Source organism: Tepidimonas fonticaldi (assembly GCF_007556755.1).
GTDB lineage: Bacteria > Pseudomonadota > Gammaproteobacteria > Burkholderiales > Burkholderiaceae_C > Tepidimonas > Tepidimonas fonticaldi.
On sequence record NZ_VJOO01000031.1, the window covers coordinates 13,187 to 26,552 of the forward strand.

Annotated in this window: 17 protein-coding genes and 1 pseudogene; 14 read left to right on the forward strand and 4 right to left on the reverse strand. The window is 71.4% G+C overall.

Annotated elements, in window-relative coordinates; translation table 11 throughout:
- Positions 1–86 precede the first annotated feature (86 nt).
- Complete coding sequence (locus tag Tfont_RS12225) at positions 87–1,061, reverse strand: methyltransferase domain-containing protein (protein WP_068610504.1); 975 nt, start codon at positions 1,059–1,061, stop codon at positions 87–89.
- Between the two features lie 72 nt (positions 1,062–1,133).
- Between Tfont_RS12225 and Tfont_RS12230 the strand changes: the two genes are divergently transcribed.
- The gene (locus Tfont_RS12230; RefSeq protein WP_143969647.1) at positions 1,134–1,877 is read left to right on the forward strand and encodes a ComF family protein; all 744 of its coding nucleotides are present in this window, start codon (positions 1,134–1,136) and stop codon (positions 1,875–1,877) included.
- A gap of 10 nt (positions 1,878–1,887) precedes the next feature.
- Entirely contained in the window at positions 1,888–2,385 is a 498-nt protein-coding gene (gene trmL, locus Tfont_RS12235; protein WP_143969648.1) for a tRNA (uridine(34)/cytosine(34)/5-carboxymethylaminomethyluridine(34)-2'-O)-methyltransferase TrmL, read from the forward strand.
- Here trmL and Tfont_RS12240 read toward each other — a convergent pair.
- Together Tfont_RS12240 and Tfont_RS12245 are read right to left on the reverse strand one after the other, a co-directional pair.
- Positions 2,376–2,831: a MaoC family dehydratase gene (locus tag Tfont_RS12240; protein ID WP_068610508.1), complete on the reverse strand. Its 456-nt coding sequence runs from the start codon at positions 2,829–2,831 to the stop codon at positions 2,376–2,378. The two genes, trmL and Tfont_RS12240, sit on opposite strands and share 10 nt — an antisense overlap.
- 60 nt (positions 2,832–2,891) lie before the next feature.
- A complete protein-coding gene (locus Tfont_RS12245; RefSeq protein ID WP_143969649.1) occupies positions 2,892–3,506 on the reverse strand; it encodes a ParA family protein in 615 nt (204 codons plus the stop codon).
- Between the two features lie 57 nt (positions 3,507–3,563).
- On the opposite strand from Tfont_RS12245, the gene Tfont_RS12250 reads away from it, so the two are divergent.
- From Tfont_RS12250 to nrdR, 4 genes are all read left to right on the forward strand, one after another.
- Positions 3,564–3,998, forward strand: coding sequence for a DUF1841 family protein (locus Tfont_RS12250; RefSeq protein WP_143969650.1), 435 nt, complete (start codon positions 3,564–3,566; stop codon positions 3,996–3,998).
- Positions 3,999–4,727: 729 nt separating this feature from the next.
- The gene (locus Tfont_RS12255; protein ID WP_260682383.1) at positions 4,728–5,627 is read left to right on the forward strand and encodes a lytic transglycosylase domain-containing protein; all 900 of its coding nucleotides are present in this window, start codon (positions 4,728–4,730) and stop codon (positions 5,625–5,627) included.
- 195 nt (positions 5,628–5,822) lie between these two features.
- On the forward strand, positions 5,823–7,067 hold the full coding sequence (glyA, locus tag Tfont_RS12260; RefSeq protein ID WP_143969651.1) for a serine hydroxymethyltransferase: 1,245 nt from the start codon (positions 5,823–5,825) through the stop codon (positions 7,065–7,067).
- A gap of 4 nt (positions 7,068–7,071) precedes the next feature.
- A complete protein-coding gene (gene nrdR / locus Tfont_RS12265; protein WP_068610518.1) occupies positions 7,072–7,521 on the forward strand; it encodes a transcriptional regulator NrdR in 450 nt (149 codons plus the stop codon).
- Here the strand turns inward: nrdR and Tfont_RS14980 are convergent.
- Positions 7,490–8,521, reverse strand: a complete 1,032-nt coding sequence (locus tag Tfont_RS14980; RefSeq protein ID WP_185974531.1) for a sensor histidine kinase — start codon at positions 8,519–8,521, stop codon at positions 7,490–7,492. The two genes, nrdR and Tfont_RS14980, sit on opposite strands and share 32 nt — an antisense overlap.
- Before the next feature lie 150 nt (positions 8,522–8,671).
- On the opposite strand from Tfont_RS14980, the gene Tfont_RS12275 reads away from it, so the two are divergent.
- From Tfont_RS12275 to Tfont_RS12310, 8 genes and pseudogenes are all read left to right on the forward strand, one after another.
- Entirely contained in the window at positions 8,672–9,307 is a 636-nt protein-coding gene (locus tag Tfont_RS12275) for a riboflavin synthase (RefSeq protein ID WP_143969653.1), read from the forward strand.
- A 63-nt stretch (positions 9,308–9,370) separates the two neighbouring features.
- Complete coding sequence (ribBA, locus tag Tfont_RS12280) at positions 9,371–10,525, forward strand: bifunctional 3,4-dihydroxy-2-butanone-4-phosphate synthase/GTP cyclohydrolase II (RefSeq protein WP_143969654.1); 1,155 nt, start codon at positions 9,371–9,373, stop codon at positions 10,523–10,525.
- Entirely contained in the window at positions 10,522–10,992 is a 471-nt protein-coding gene (ribH, locus tag Tfont_RS12285) for a 6,7-dimethyl-8-ribityllumazine synthase (protein WP_068610526.1), read from the forward strand. The genes ribBA and ribH overlap by 4 nt, the downstream gene beginning before the upstream one ends.
- 38 nt (positions 10,993–11,030) lie before the next feature.
- Complete coding sequence (gene nusB / locus Tfont_RS12290; RefSeq protein ID WP_082955559.1) at positions 11,031–11,486, forward strand: transcription antitermination factor NusB; 456 nt, start codon at positions 11,031–11,033, stop codon at positions 11,484–11,486.
- 4 nt (positions 11,487–11,490) lie between these two features.
- Positions 11,491–11,955, forward strand: a complete 465-nt coding sequence (gene ybgC, locus Tfont_RS12295; RefSeq protein ID WP_143969657.1) for a tol-pal system-associated acyl-CoA thioesterase — start codon at positions 11,491–11,493, stop codon at positions 11,953–11,955.
- Positions 11,952–12,641, forward strand: coding sequence for a protein TolQ (gene tolQ, locus Tfont_RS12300; RefSeq protein WP_068610527.1), 690 nt, complete (start codon positions 11,952–11,954; stop codon positions 12,639–12,641). The genes ybgC and tolQ overlap by 4 nt, the downstream gene beginning before the upstream one ends.
- A 37-nt stretch (positions 12,642–12,678) precedes the next feature.
- Entirely contained in the window at positions 12,679–13,134 is a 456-nt protein-coding gene (locus Tfont_RS12305; RefSeq protein ID WP_143969655.1) for a biopolymer transporter ExbD, read from the forward strand.
- 13 nt (positions 13,135–13,147) lie between these two features.
- Positions 13,148–13,366 (forward strand): annotated as a pseudogene (locus Tfont_RS12310) (cell envelope integrity protein TolA); the annotation flags it as partial.

A 13,366-nucleotide genomic window follows, 5' to 3' on the forward strand; every position in this document is an offset into this window, starting at 1 on the left:
GCCGTGGCCCGGCCACTCCACCACACGAACGATCGGCGGACCCCGGCCCGCCGACGCTTTTGATTTAGATCAATTGTAGTGCGGTTTCAGATGCCGTCGGTCGCGTGGGGTCGGCCCGGGACCGCCCCGCCGCGCAACGACTCGCGCAGGCGCTCCAGCGGCACCGTGGTCACGCCCGCCACGGCCACGCGCGGCCGCGGGCGAAAGGCGTGGCCGTACACCACTTCGACCGTCAGGCACAGCTGGCCGTCGGGGCTGCGTGGCAGCCCCTGCTCGACGGCGCACAGCCAACGCTCGCGCCAGCCGCGTCCGCGCAGGGCGGCAAAGCGCCCCACATGCCAGTTGCGCCCGGTCTCGCGCAGGTCGGCCAGCAAACGCTCGGCGCTGGGATAGGTCAGCGTCAGCCGCTCCATGTCCATGACCGGCTCGGCAAAGCCCAGCTCGACCAGTTGATCGCCCCAGTCGTGCATGTCCACATAGGCCGGCGCGGGGGGGGGCCAGCCGTGGGCCGCATGCACGGCGCGCAGCTCGCGGGCCGTGTCCGGCCCCAGACACGAAAACATCACAAACCCGTCGACGGCCAGCCACTCGTGCCACCGGCGCAACAGCGCCCGGGGCTGCGCGGCGGCATGCAGCGCCATGTTGGCCCACACCAGCCCGACGGGCTCCGGCACCGCGTCCGCAGCGTCCACCGCACCGGCCACCGGGGAGGCCGCCTCGCCGGTGGCCGGCGGGCGCGCCATCCAGCGCCGCCACCAGGGCGGCGTCGGGGTGCGCCAGCGCGCCAGCGTCGCCTGGGCCAGCTCCCCCGCCAGCCAGACCCGCGCCTGCGGATAGCGCTGTGCCACCGCCCGATGCGCCTGCTCGCCCGCCAGCAGGGGGGACCAGCTCATCCAGGCATCGGGGCGGGCCTTGATCCAGTCCAAGCGCTCGGCCATGCGCGCCCCGATCGTCTCGTGCAGCCACGGGCTGCCACGCGGCACACGGGCGCGCCAGCGCGCCGCCGCGACCGGATCGAGGTCCGGCACGCCGTCGTCGTTGGGGCGCGGGGATGGGGCCATGGGCCGCGCAGTATAGTGGCGAGGCAGGGCGGGCGGGCCGTGGGCGCCGATGCCCGCGTGGAAGGGGAGGACATGCGATCGAAGCCGACGACAAGGTGGGCGAGCGGCCTGTGGCGCGCGCTCGATGCCCTCTGCCCTGCGGTCTGCGAGGTCTGCGGACGCTGGCCCGACGGGCCGCTGTGCCCCGACTGCCGGCACGATCTGGCCCCAGTGCTTGCGCGCTGCCCCGGCTGCGCCCTGCCGCACGCGGACCCGGGGGCGCGCTGCGAAGCCTGCCAGCACGATCCGCCGCCGTGGCGATCGGTGGTGGCGCGGGTCGATTTCGACCATCCCTGGGATGCATGGATCCGGGCTCTCAAATCCACCGGTCGCCCCGGCCTGTCGGGCGCGCTGGCGCGCTTGTGGCTGGACGACCCCACCGTACCGACACTGCTGGCCCATGCCGATGTGTGGCTGCCCATCCCCCTGGCGCCCGCACGGCTGGCGGAGCGCGGCTACAACCAGGCGTGGTTACTGATGCAAGCGCTGGCCCGCCACCTCTGCACCCCGCCGGCGCTGCCGCAGGGCTTGCGACGGGCGCCGGACGCGCCCGTGCTGCATCACCTGGGCCGCCGCGAACGGCTGGCGCAGGCACAGGGGTTGTTTCACGTGCCGCCCGCTATGCGCGCCCGGGTGCGCGGACGGCGCGTGCTGGTGGTCGACGACGTGATGACCACGGGTGCGACTTTGCATGCAGCCACCCACGCCCTGCTGGATGCGGGCGCCACCGCGGTCGATGCGCTGGTCGTGGCCCGCACGCCACCCCCCATGGAATAATCCGCGCCCCATGTTCCGCATCGTCCTGGTCACCCCCGAAATCCCGCCCAACACGGGCAATGTGATCCGGCTGTGCGCCAACACGGGCTGCGCGCTGCATCTGGTGGAGCCGCTCGGGTTTTCCATGGACGACAAGCTGCTGCGCCGCGCCGGGCTGGACTACCACGAGTACGCGACGGTGCGCCGCCATGCCTCGTGGCCGGCTTTTCTGGCGGCCGAGCGCCCCGACCCCCAGCGCTGCTTCGCCTTCACGACGCACGGCACGGCGTCGGCATTCGCCACCGCTTACCAGCCCGGGGATTGGTTCGTCTTTGGCGCCGAGTCGCGCGGTTTGCCTGCCGACGTGTTGCAAGACTTCGACGCGCCCCGCCGCCTGCGCTTGCCCATGCGGCCCGGGCAGCGCAGCCTCAACCTGTCCAACGCCGTCGCCATCGTGGCCTTCGAGGCCTGGCGCCAGCACGGCTTTGCGGGCGCCGCGATGCCGGCCGGCGAAACCCGTCAGGCGTAGTGGCGCACCAGCATTTCCGCCACGCAGGCGGGTTTGGACTGGCCTTCGATCTCGACCGTCGCGTGCCAGCACAGGTGCACGCCGTTGGGCGCGATGCGCTCCAGCGACTGCAATTGCAGCCGCGCGCGGACCCGGCTGCCGACGGGCACCGGCGCGGTGAAGCGAACGCGGTTGGTGCCGTAGTTGACCGACATGCGCACGCCGGCGACGTGCACCGACTCACCCAACCACTTGGACAGCAGCGACAGGGTCAGAAAGCCGTGTGCGATCGGCGCACCGAAGGGGCCGCGCGCGGCCCGCTCGGCATCGACGTGGATCCACTGGTGATCGTCGGTGGCATCGGCAAAGCGATCGACCCGCTCCTGGGTGATCTGCAGCCAGTCGGTGATGGCGACCTCGGTGCCGACGGCGGCCTCGAGCGCGTCGAAGGATTCGAACGTCTTCATGGGGTGTGACTGTAGCGCCACGGGCGGGATGGGCGTGTCCGCCAGCGGACAGGTTGGGACTCAGCCATCGACCCATGCCAGAACGGACTGCCAGGGGGCCAGTTCGCGCTCCACCTGCCGCGGCCGCACGTCGAACAGCGTCAGGCCGTGCGCCGCCAGGTGCCGGTACACCTGCGCCTCGCGCACGAAGCCGGCCACCGGCAGGCCCAGCGCGGCAAAAAAGTCCTGCAACTGCCGCGCCGCCAGGGTGCGGTCATCGACGCGCATCCCCACGACCGCCACGCGCAGCCCCTCGCGCCCGCGCTCACGCACCAGCTGCAAAAAGTCGTGCGTGGCGAACATGTCGAACACCCCCGGCTGCACGGGCACGAGCAGGCGGTCGGCGCGCCGCAGCACCTCGCGCAGGCGCTGGCCGTGCAGGCCAGCCGGCGTGTCCAGCACCACATGCGTCGTGCCGCGCGGCGGCTTGAGCACGTCGTCGCGGCTGGCGTCCCACCCCGCGATCGGGCGCGCGGCGGCGGGCCGCAGCGCCAGCCATCGGGCACAGCTCTGCTGCCGGTCCACATCGCCCAGCATGACGGCGTGTCCGCACCGCGCCCAGTGGCCGGCGATCTGCGTGGCGAGCGTCGTTTTTCCGACGCCGCCTTTGGGGTTGGCGATGGCAAGCACGGGCATGGGCAAACTCCGGCCGGGGTGTGGTCATGGTAGCCCAGCGGCGGCGACAATGCGGGCATGTTTACCCCTTCGCAAGCCGATGTGCGCCGCTTTTTTTGCGGCGCATTCGACAAAGGCCGCCGCGGCCTGCCGCTCGAGCCGCTGGAAACCCTGGCCTACGAGTGGATGCTGCGCCACCCCGAATACCATGCCGAGCTGGCCGACCTGGACGCTGCGCTGCGCGCCATGGCCACGGTCGACCCCGCGCGGGACAACCCTTTCCTGCATCTGTCGATGCACCTGAGCATCAGCGAGCAGTGCTCGATCGACCAGCCACCCGGCATCCGCCAGGCCGTGGAGCTGCTCGCCGCCCGGCGCAGCTCGCTGCACGACGCGCACCACGAGGTCATGGACTGCCTGGGGCGGATGCTATGGGAGAGCCAGGTCCACGGACGCCCGCCGGATGGGCAGGCCTACCTGGCCGAGGTGCGGCGCCGGGCGACCGCCGATTGACCCCACGGCCCCACCCAAGCCCAACCACCCAGCAAAAAGGCCCCGACGGGCTGCACCCGTCGAGGCCTTGGCACGGGGTTCACCGTGCCAGCCGAGGCAGCGTGGAGGGTCTTGTCACACACTGCCGGAAGCAACGGATTGCTTCCATTGGGGGTTGCCGGGCCAAGGCGTTCGCCGCCAAGGCGGGCCTGTCGGACCAGAAGGGCATCGAAGCCACCGTGTTTCTGATCACGACGGTTCCACTGTACGCCACGGCACCGGCCCCTGGGCTGAATTTTTTCGATGGCGGCCGCCCCCTCATTGGGCAAAAAATATGATCCGCCTCGCCCGAGGGGAAGCGCCCGAGGACGCCATGTTTATGACTAATAGACATAAAAACGCCAATCTAAAGTATTGACTCGTCATTACGAGCCCCCTACCATCGCGGCCGTTTCGTTCATCGCAACCCCGAGGAAGGTCGGTGCCACCCGCCACGCTGCGCGCGGCGATGCGGCATCCCGCCAGTCGGCCCCGCCGACGGCCCCTGGATGCCACCGGCCTTTTTCGCAAGCCGCCAGAGCCGGCACGCCGCTGCATCCGTCGCAGCCGTGCCGTGGAGCGCGCCCCGAGGGGCGACTCCGGGTCGGTCCCCGTTGCCCACCGCGGCACGCCCGATCGACCGCCCGACGCAACCCGCCCCGAGAGCGGGGCCGCCGGACGGCTTGTTTAATCACAGAAAGGAGTGTGTGCATGACCACCACGTGCATCGACACCCAGGATCGCGCGCCGGCCTGCTCCCCGAGCGGGGCCCCGCGCGTCGTGCCCGCTCAAGGGCTGGTGCAGATCGTGGCGCGCGTCTGGGCGGCCGCTCGCCACGGCATGGCGCTGTTTGGCGTCGCGACCCTGGCCGCCGTCGTGCTGCTGGCCACCCAGCCGCCATTGCGCGCCGAGCTGGAGCGCGGGGCGACCGACTGGCTGCTGGGCCGCCAGGCCGCCACGGTCGAGGACGACGAGCTGGCCGCGCCCGAGCGCGTGCTGGCCGCCAACCTGAAGGATCTGCCGCCCGAGCAGGTGCGCGTGGCGCACTGGTTGGCGCGCAAATACCGCGTCGCCAGCGAACCGATCGGGGCGCTGGTCGCCGAGGCCTACCAGCTCGGCCCGCAGTTGCGGCTGGATCCCGCGCTGATTCTGGCCGTGATGGCCATCGAATCCCGCTTCAACCCGTTTGCAGCCAGCCCCGTGGGCGCGCATGGCCTGATGCAGGTACACACCCGTGTGCATGCCGACAAGTTCGAAGGCTTTGGCGGCACGCTGGCGGCTTTCGACCCTTTGAGCAACCTGCGCGTGGGCGCCGAGATCCTGCACGACGCCGTGCGGCGCGCCGGCTCGGTGCCGGGCGGTCTGCGCCTGTACGTCGGCGCCGTCACCCACGACGGACGCGACTACATCGTCAAGGTGCTGTCCGAGTACGAGCGGCTCAAGCGCGTCTCGAGCGGGCAGCAGGTGGGTTTTCAGGCCACCATGCCGCTGCCGGGCTCGCTCGGCCCGGCGACGCCGGTGCTGCCGGGCGAGCCCGCCAGCGCCCCGCAGATCGAGGCGGACGCCGCGCCGCGCGCCACGGACACGCCGGTGGCCGCCCGGGCGTCCTGATAAAATCGCGGCGCGCGCGACTGGCGATAGGCCGCGGGGCCGGCTGTGGCCCCGGCACGATGCAATGGCCGACGTGGACCACCACGGGGGAGCGCGCAGCACACCGCAGCCTGCGGTATGCCGCCTCGCCGTTCGCCTGGGCAGCCCGTGAGGCGCGACCACCGCCGCGGGTCCACCGACCACGTCAGGACTGCCATGTTCAGCCGCCAGATCCTCATCGAACAGACCGACCCCGAGCTGTGGGCCGCCATCCAGGCCGAGAACGCCCGCCAGGAGGCCCACATCGAGCTGATCGCCAGCGAAAACTACGCCTCGCCCGCGGTGATGGCCGCGCAGGGCACGCAGCTGACCAACAAGTACGCCGAGGGCTACCCGGGCAAGCGCTACTACGGCGGCTGCGAGCACGTGGACGTGGCCGAGCAGCTGGCCATCGACCGCGTCAAGCGGCTGTTCGGCGCCGAGGCCGCCAACGTGCAGCCGCACTGCGGCGCCAGCGCCAACGAGGCGGTGTTCCTCGCCTTCCTCAAGCCCGGCGACACCATCATGGGCATGAGCCTGGCGGAGGGCGGGCACCTGACGCACGGCATGGCGCTGAACATGTCGGGCAAGTGGTTCAACGTCGTCTCCTACGGCCTGAACGACCGCGAGGAGATCGACTACGACGCGATGGAGGCCAAGGCGCGCGAGCACCGGCCCCGGCTGATCATCGCCGGGGCCAGCGCCTACAGCCTGCGCATCGACTTCGAGCGCTTTGCCCGTGTGGCGCGCGAGATCGGCGCCATCTTCATGGTCGACATGGCGCACTACGCCGGCCTGATCGCCGCCGGCGTGTACCCCAACCCGGTGCCCCACGCCGACGTGGTCACCTCCACCACGCACAAGAGCCTGCGCGGCCCGCGCGGCGGCATCATCCTGATGAAGGCCGAGCACGAGAAGGCCATCAACAGCGCCGTCTTCCCCGGCCTGCAGGGCGGCCCGCTGATGCACGTGATCGCCGCGAAGGCGGTGGCGTTCCAGGAAGCGCTCAGCCCCGGGTTCAAGGCGTACCAGCAGCAGGTGATCAAGAACGCCCAGGCGATGGCCGAGACGCTGCAGCAGCGCGGCTTGCGCATCGTCAGCGGCCGCACCGAAAGCCACGTGATGCTGGTGGATCTGCGCGCCAAGGGCATCACCGGCAAGGAAGCCGAGGCGGTGCTCGGCCAGGCGCACATCACGGTCAACAAGAACGCCATCCCGAACGACCCGGAAAAGCCGATGGTCACGAGCGGCATCCGCCTGGGCACGCCGGCGATGACCACGCGCGGCTTCACCGAGGCCGAGGCGCGCCAGACCGCGCACCTGATCGCCGACGTGCTGGACGATCCGCGCAACCCGGCCACCGTCGAGCGCGTGCGCGCGCAGGTGGCGGAGCTGACGCGGCGCTTCCCCGTCTACGGGTGACGCGATGAAGTGCCCCTTCTGCGGACACGCCGACACCCAGGTGGTGGAGACGCGCGAGTCCGACGACGGGGTGTTCGTGCGCCGGCGCCGCCGCTGCGGCGTGTGCGACCGGCGCTTCACCACCTACGAGCGCGCCGAGGTGACGTTTCCGCAGGTGGTCAAGAAGGACGGCCGCCGGGTCGATTACGACGCGGCCAAGCTGCGCGCCAGCCTGGCGCTGGCGCTGCGCAAGCGGCCGGTCAGTACCGAGCGGCTCGACGCCGCCATCGCCCGCATCGAGGAGCGGCTGCTGGCCGAGGGCGCGCGCGAGGTGCCGTCGCAGCGCCTGGGCGAATGGGTGATGCAGGAGCTGCGCGAGCTCGACCAGGTGGCCTACGTGCGCTTTGCCAGCGTTTATCGCAGCTTTGAGGACGTGGACGCCTTCAGGTCGCTGATCGACGAGGTGCGGGGCTGACCGCCGCGTCGGCGCTGGCGCGGATCGGCAGCCGCACCTGGGCGACGAACTCGCCCTCCGACTCGTACACGCGCAAACGCGCCTGCGTGTCGTAGTGCAGCTCGAGCCGCTCGCGCAGGTTGGCCAGTGCCAGGCCGTGCCCGTGGGTCACGGCATCCACGGGCGGCAGCGGATTGCGCACGAACAGCACCAGGTGGTCGTCGTCGCGAAATGCCTCCACCGTGACACACGCCCCCTCCGGGCGCGGCTCCACCCCGTGGCGAACGGCGTTTTCCACCAGCGGCTGCAGGGTGAGCGGCGGCAGCAGCGCATCCGCCGGCGCCGTATCCACATGCCACGCCACGCGCAGCCGCTCGCCCAGGCGCACCTGTTCCACCGCCAGATAGGCCTGCGCCAGCGCCAGCTCCTCGCGCCAGGGCACGAGCGTGCGCGGCTCGGCCAGCAGGGCGCGGTAGAGTTCCGCCAAATCCTCCAGCATGGCCTCGGCACGCGCCGGGTCGCGGCGGATCAGCGCCAACACGCCATTCAGGCTGTTGAACAGGAAGTGCGGCCGCATGCGGCTCTGCAGCGCCTGCAGCCGCGCCTCGGACAAGGCGGGGGACAGGCGGTGGTGGCGCCAGTCGAAGTAACCCGCAATGCCGCCCCACACGGCCAGCGTGGCCACGACGACGGTGGGCGGCGTGGGCACCGCCAGCCCCCAACCCTGCAGCAGGGCGCGCCAGGCCAGCGCCACCAGGACGGCAACGAGCGCGGTGATCAGCAGTGCCCGCCAAGGAGGGCAGCGCCGCAACCACGGCGACAGCAGCGCCAGCGCGGCGGCCACCGACAGCAGCGTCGGCTCGAACAGTGCGCCGGCGGTCAGCCAGCCCTGGAGGGTGGCGTCGGCGGGCGAGGCCTCCAGCACCCACCACAGGGCGCGCAACCCCTCGGCCAGCAGCAGCAGGCGCCATTGAACCCCGAGGTTGCGGAAGTCGGGGATGACAAACCGCGCGGCGGCCATACGATGGGGGATGGATTCCGGGGTCGGCAACGGGAAAGGGTCAGCGGGCCGGGCCATGGCGGCGGCACGCCATTCCGGCCCAGTCGATCCAATGGTAGCGCCCGCCACCCGCGCCGACCACCCCGGGGCGAAACTGCGACAATCCCGGATATGTTCACCGGCATCATCACCCGCGTCGGGCGCATCGAGCGGCACCAGCCCCTCGGCTCCGGCGCCGACCATGGCCTGCGGCTGCACGTGGCGGCCGGGGGCGACTATCTGGCCGATGTGGCGCTGGGCGACAGCATCGCCATCAACGGCGCCTGCATGACCGTCACGTCGCTGGACCCGGCGCAGGGCGTCTTCACCGTGGACGTGTCGGCCGAATCGCTCGCCCGCACCACGGGGCTGGACCGCCCCGGCCCGGTCAATCTGGAAAAAGCCATGCGCCCGGCCGACCGGCTGGGCGGACACATCGTCAGCGGGCACGTCGATGGCGTGGGCACGGTGACCCGGCTGGCCGCCGTGGGCGAGTCCTGGAACCTGTGCGTGCTGGCCCCGCCCGCCCTGGCCAAATATCTGGCTTACAAGGGGTCGATCACCGTCAACGGGGTCAGCCTGACGGTCAACCACGTCGCGGACCGGGCGGATGGCTGCGAGGTCAGCATCAACCTGATCCCGCACACGATGCAGCACACGGCGCTGGGCACGTTGATGGTCGGCGCGCGGGTCAATCTGGAGGTGGATATGATTGCGCGCTATGTCGAGCGGATGCTGTCGCTCGCCGCCGTGCCACCGGCCGCCTGACGGCGCCCGCGCGTCGCCTGCCCACTCCGCGTCCCGCCGCGCCGCCTCCCCGCCTACCCCACCATGAGCACCGACCCCAGCGCCACCGACGCGGTGGCCCCCATCGCCTCCGTGGAAGAGATCGTGGCCGAGCTGCGCGCCGGCCGGCTGGTCATCCTGGTCGATGAGGAGGACCGCGAAAACGAGGGCGACCTCGTCCTGGCCGCCGACCATGTGACCCCCGAGGCGATCAACTTCATGGCCAAGTACGGCCGCGGCTTGATCTGCCTGACCTTGACGCGCGAGCGCTGCGAGCAACTGCGCCTGCCGCCGATGGTGCCGCGCAACGGCACCAAGATGGGCACGGCCTTCACCGTGTCGATCGAGGCGGCCGAGGGCGTGACCACGGGCATCTCGGCCGCCGACCGGGCCCACACCATCCGCGTCGCCGTCGCGGCCGGCGCCCGCCCGGACGATCTGGTGCAGCCGGGCCATGTGTTCCCGCTGCAGGCGGTGGACGGCGGCGTGCTGATGCGCGCCGGCCACACCGAGGCGGGCTGCGACCTCGCGGCCATGGCGGGCTGCACGCCGGCCGCCGTGATCTGCGAGATCATGAACGACGACGGCACCATGGCCCGGCTGCCGGATTTGCAGCGCTTTGCCGCGCAGCATGGCCTGAAGATCGGCACCATCGCCGATCTGATCGAACACCGCAGCCGCACCGAAAGCCTGGTGCGGCGCGTCAGCAGCCGGCCGCTGGCCACCGCCTTCGGCGAATTCACCGCCCACGCCTACCGCGACCAGACCAGCGGTGGGGTGCATCTGGCGCTGATCAAGGGCCAGTGGGGCGCCGACGAGGTGGTGCCCGTGCGCGTGCACGAGCCGCTGTCGGTGCTGGACGCGCTGGAGACCGGCCGCCGCATGCACTCTTGGAGCCTGGAGGCCAGCCTGCGCCATCTGCAGCAGGCCGGCCACGGGGTGGCGGTGCTGCTCAACTGCGGCGAATCAGCAGACCAGTTGCTGGCCCAGTTCGAGGGCACGGCCCGCTCGGCCCAGGCGCCGGAGCGTGGCCGCATGGACCTGCGCACCTATGGCGTGGGCGCCCAGATCCTGCGCGACTGCGGCATCCACCGCATGCAGCTGCTCGGCCACCCCCGCCGCATGCCCAGCATGACGGGCTATGGGCTGGAGGTGGTGGGCTTTCTGCACCCCCCAACCACGGAAGGAAACCCGACATGATGGGAGCCCACAAAGGCGACGGCCCGGCGCTGGACGGCCGCGGCCTGCGCATTGGCATCGTGCAAGCGCGCTTCAATCAGGGCATCACGGACGCGCTGGCCGCCGCCTGCCGCGACGAGCTGCGGGCATTGGGCGTGGCCGAGGCCGACGTGGCGCTGGAGCAGGTGCCCGGCGCCCTGGAAGTGCCCCTGGCCCTGCAGGCCATGGCCGAGAGCGATCGCTTCGACGCGCTGGTGGCGCTGGGCTGCGTGATCCGCGGCGAGACCTACCACTTCGAGCTGGTGTGCAACGAGTCGGCCGCCGGCATCACGCGCGTGGCGCTGGACCACCACATCCCGATCGCCAACGCCATCCTGACGACCGAGAACCTGTCGCAGGCCGTGGCCCGCCAGGACGAGAAGGCGCGCGACGCCGCCCGCGTGGCGGTGGAGATGGCGGCCCTGCTGCGGCGCTACCCCGCGGACTGATCCGCACGGCGCCCGCGCGGTCTGGGACAATACGGCCCATGACCAAAGCATCCGAAAAATCCGCCCGCACCCGCGCGCGGGAGTTTGCCCTGCAGGGGCTGTATCAGCACCTGGTGGGCCGCAACGACGCGCAGGACATCGACCTGTTCACGCGCGACCTCAGCGGCTTTCATAAAGCCGACAGCGCCCACTACGACGCGCTGCTGCACGGCTGCATTGCCGAAGGGGCCGAGCTGGACGCCCGCCTCGCCCCGCTGCTGGACCGCCCGCTGGCGGAGCTGTCGCCCATCGAGCACGCGGTGCTGTGGATCGGCGCCTACGAATTCCTGCACTGCGTGGACGTGCCGTGGCGCGTCGTCATCAACGAATGCATCGAGCTGGCCAAGTCGTTCGGCGGCACCGACGGGCACAAGTTCGTCAACGGTGTGCTCAACCGGCTGGCGCCGCAAATCCGCGGCGACGAGGTGGCCCGTGACCCCGCCCGCCGCGGCTGAGGCGATGGACGCCACGCCGGTACACGCCTGGCCCATCCGGGTCTATTGGGAAGACACCGACGCCGGCGGCATCGTCTATTACGCCAACTATCTGAAGTTTTTCGAACGGGCGCGCACCGAGTGGCTGCGCGGGCTAGGCCTGGGGCAGCAGGCGCTGCGCGAGCGCACGGGGGGCATGTTCGTCGTCAGCGCCGCCGAGGCCCGCTATCTGCGCCCGGCGCGGCTGGATGACCGGCTGGAAATCCGCACCCGCATCCGGGAACTCGGACGGGCCTCGCTGACACTGCAACAGCAGGCGTGGCGCACCGACCCGGCCCCGACGCTGCTGTGCGAGGGGACGGTGCGCATTGGCTGGGTGGAGGCCGAGGCGATGCGCCCGGGCCGCCTGCCCGCCGAGGTGACCGCGGCCCTGGCCCCGGCCTGGGCATCGAGCCGGCAGGCCGCCTCCGACAAGGACTTTTGCGCATGACGCACGACTTTTCCGTCATCGAGCTGATGCTCAACGCCTCCTGGGTGGTCCAGGCGGTGGTGCTGCTGCTGATCGGCGTCTCGGTCACGAGCTGGGCGGCGATTTTCCGCAAGGTGTTCGCCCTCAAGCGGGTGCGGCGCCTGACGGACGACTTCGAGCGCGAGTTCTGGTCCGGCGGCAATCTGCAGGATCTGTACGCCGCCGCGGCGCGCAACGCGCGCGAGGGCAGCCCGATGGAGCGCATCTTCGCCAGCGGCATGCGCGAATTCCAAAAGTTGCGCGAGCGGCGCATCACCCAGCCCGACGCGCTGCTCGACGGCGCTCGCCGCGCCATGCGCGCCGCTTATCAGCGCGAGCTCGACGCCCTCGAAGTCAATCTGTCCTTCCTGGGCTCGGTGGGGTCGGTGTCGCCCTACGTCGGCCTGTTTGGCACGGTTTGGGGCATCATGCACGCCTTCACCGGGCTGGCGGCGCTGACCCAGGTGACACTGGCCACCGTGGCCCCCGCCATCGCCGAGGCGCTGGTGGCCACCGCGATCGGGCTGTTCGCGGCCATTCCGGCCGTGCTGGCCTACAACCGGTTCGCGCACGACATCGACCGCCTGGCCAACCGGCTCGAGACCTTCATCGAAGAGTTCTCGAACATCCTGCACCGCCACGCCGGCGTGGCACCGGCCGGCCACTGACGCGGGCACCGTTTTTCCGACCGGAGGACCGCCCCGCATGCCCGCCATCGCCCCCCGCGGACAAGGCCGCCGCGCGATCACCGAGATCAACATGGTGCCCTTCATCGACGTGATGCTGGTGCTGTTGATCATCTTCATGGTGACCGCCCCGCTGATCGTGCCCAGCCAGGTCGAGCTGCCCAGCGTCGGTCAGGCGGCACGCCAGCCGGACCGCTTCGTGCAGGTGATCGTGGAGCGCGACGGCCGCCTGCGGCTGCGCGACAGCGCCCGCAGCAGCGGCGAGGCCGACGTGGTCACCCTCAAGGACCTGCCCGCCCGTGTGCAGGCCATTCAGGGCGCGCCGGGGGCGGACGGGTCGGTGAGCGTGCCGGTCATCATCAGCGGCGACAAGCGCGTCGCCTACGAACAGGTGATGCAGGTGATGGATGCCCTGCAGCGCGCAGGCGTCGCCCGCATCGGGCTGTCGGTGCAGACCGACGCCGCGCCCCGTTGATCCGATCCCCGCCATGCAGGCCACGGCCGACGATCTGGACCTGAGCCCGCCGCCCACCCCGGGCGGCTGGGCGCCCTGGGCGCTGGCGCTGCTGGCCCACGGGCTGCTGGCGCTGGCGCTGGCCTGGGGTTTGGCATGGCAGCGCGAGACAACCACGGTCGCCTCGGCCGAACTGTGGTCGGCGCTGCCGCAGGTGGCCGCCCCGCGTGCGCAGGAGCCGCCCCCCGAGCCC

Bases quoted from the DNA above. Each gene is read 5' to 3' on its own strand.
- Tfont_RS12250 (WP_143969650.1), top strand. From the start codon at position 3,564: ATGTTTACCCCTTCGCAAGCCGATGTGCGCCGCTTTTTTTGCGGCGCA.
- nusB (WP_082955559.1), top strand. From the start codon at position 11,031: ATGACCAAAGCATCCGAAAAATCCGCCCGCACCCGCGCGCGGGAGTTT.
- Tfont_RS12245 (WP_143969649.1), bottom strand. From the start codon at position 3,506: ATGCCCGTGCTTGCCATCGCCAACCCCAAAGGCGGCGTCGGAAAAACG.
- Tfont_RS12230 (WP_143969647.1), top strand. From the start codon at position 1,134: ATGCGATCGAAGCCGACGACAAGGTGGGCGAGCGGCCTGTGGCGCGCG.
- ribBA (WP_143969654.1), top strand. From the start codon at position 9,371: ATGAGCACCGACCCCAGCGCCACCGACGCGGTGGCCCCCATCGCCTCC.
- Tfont_RS12305 (WP_143969655.1), top strand. From the start codon at position 12,679: ATGCCCGCCATCGCCCCCCGCGGACAAGGCCGCCGCGCGATCACCGAG.
- tolQ (WP_068610527.1), top strand. From the start codon at position 11,952: ATGACGCACGACTTTTCCGTCATCGAGCTGATGCTCAACGCCTCCTGG.
- Tfont_RS12240 (WP_068610508.1), bottom strand. From the start codon at position 2,831: ATGAAGACGTTCGAATCCTTCGACGCGCTCGAGGCCGCCGTCGGCACC.
- ribH (WP_068610526.1), top strand. From the start codon at position 10,522: ATGATGGGAGCCCACAAAGGCGACGGCCCGGCGCTGGACGGCCGCGGC.
- Tfont_RS12255 (WP_260682383.1), top strand. From the start codon at position 4,728: ATGACCACCACGTGCATCGACACCCAGGATCGCGCGCCGGCCTGCTCC.
- Tfont_RS14980 (WP_185974531.1), bottom strand. From the start codon at position 8,521: ATGGCCGCCGCGCGGTTTGTCATCCCCGACTTCCGCAACCTCGGGGTT.
- nrdR (WP_068610518.1), top strand. From the start codon at position 7,072: ATGAAGTGCCCCTTCTGCGGACACGCCGACACCCAGGTGGTGGAGACG.
- ybgC (WP_143969657.1), top strand. From the start codon at position 11,491: ATGGACGCCACGCCGGTACACGCCTGGCCCATCCGGGTCTATTGGGAA.
- Tfont_RS12225 (WP_068610504.1), bottom strand. From the start codon at position 1,061: ATGGCCCCATCCCCGCGCCCCAACGACGACGGCGTGCCGGACCTCGAT.
- glyA (WP_143969651.1), top strand. From the start codon at position 5,823: ATGTTCAGCCGCCAGATCCTCATCGAACAGACCGACCCCGAGCTGTGG.
- Tfont_RS12275 (WP_143969653.1), top strand. From the start codon at position 8,672: ATGTTCACCGGCATCATCACCCGCGTCGGGCGCATCGAGCGGCACCAG.
- trmL (WP_143969648.1), top strand. From the start codon at position 1,888: ATGTTCCGCATCGTCCTGGTCACCCCCGAAATCCCGCCCAACACGGGC.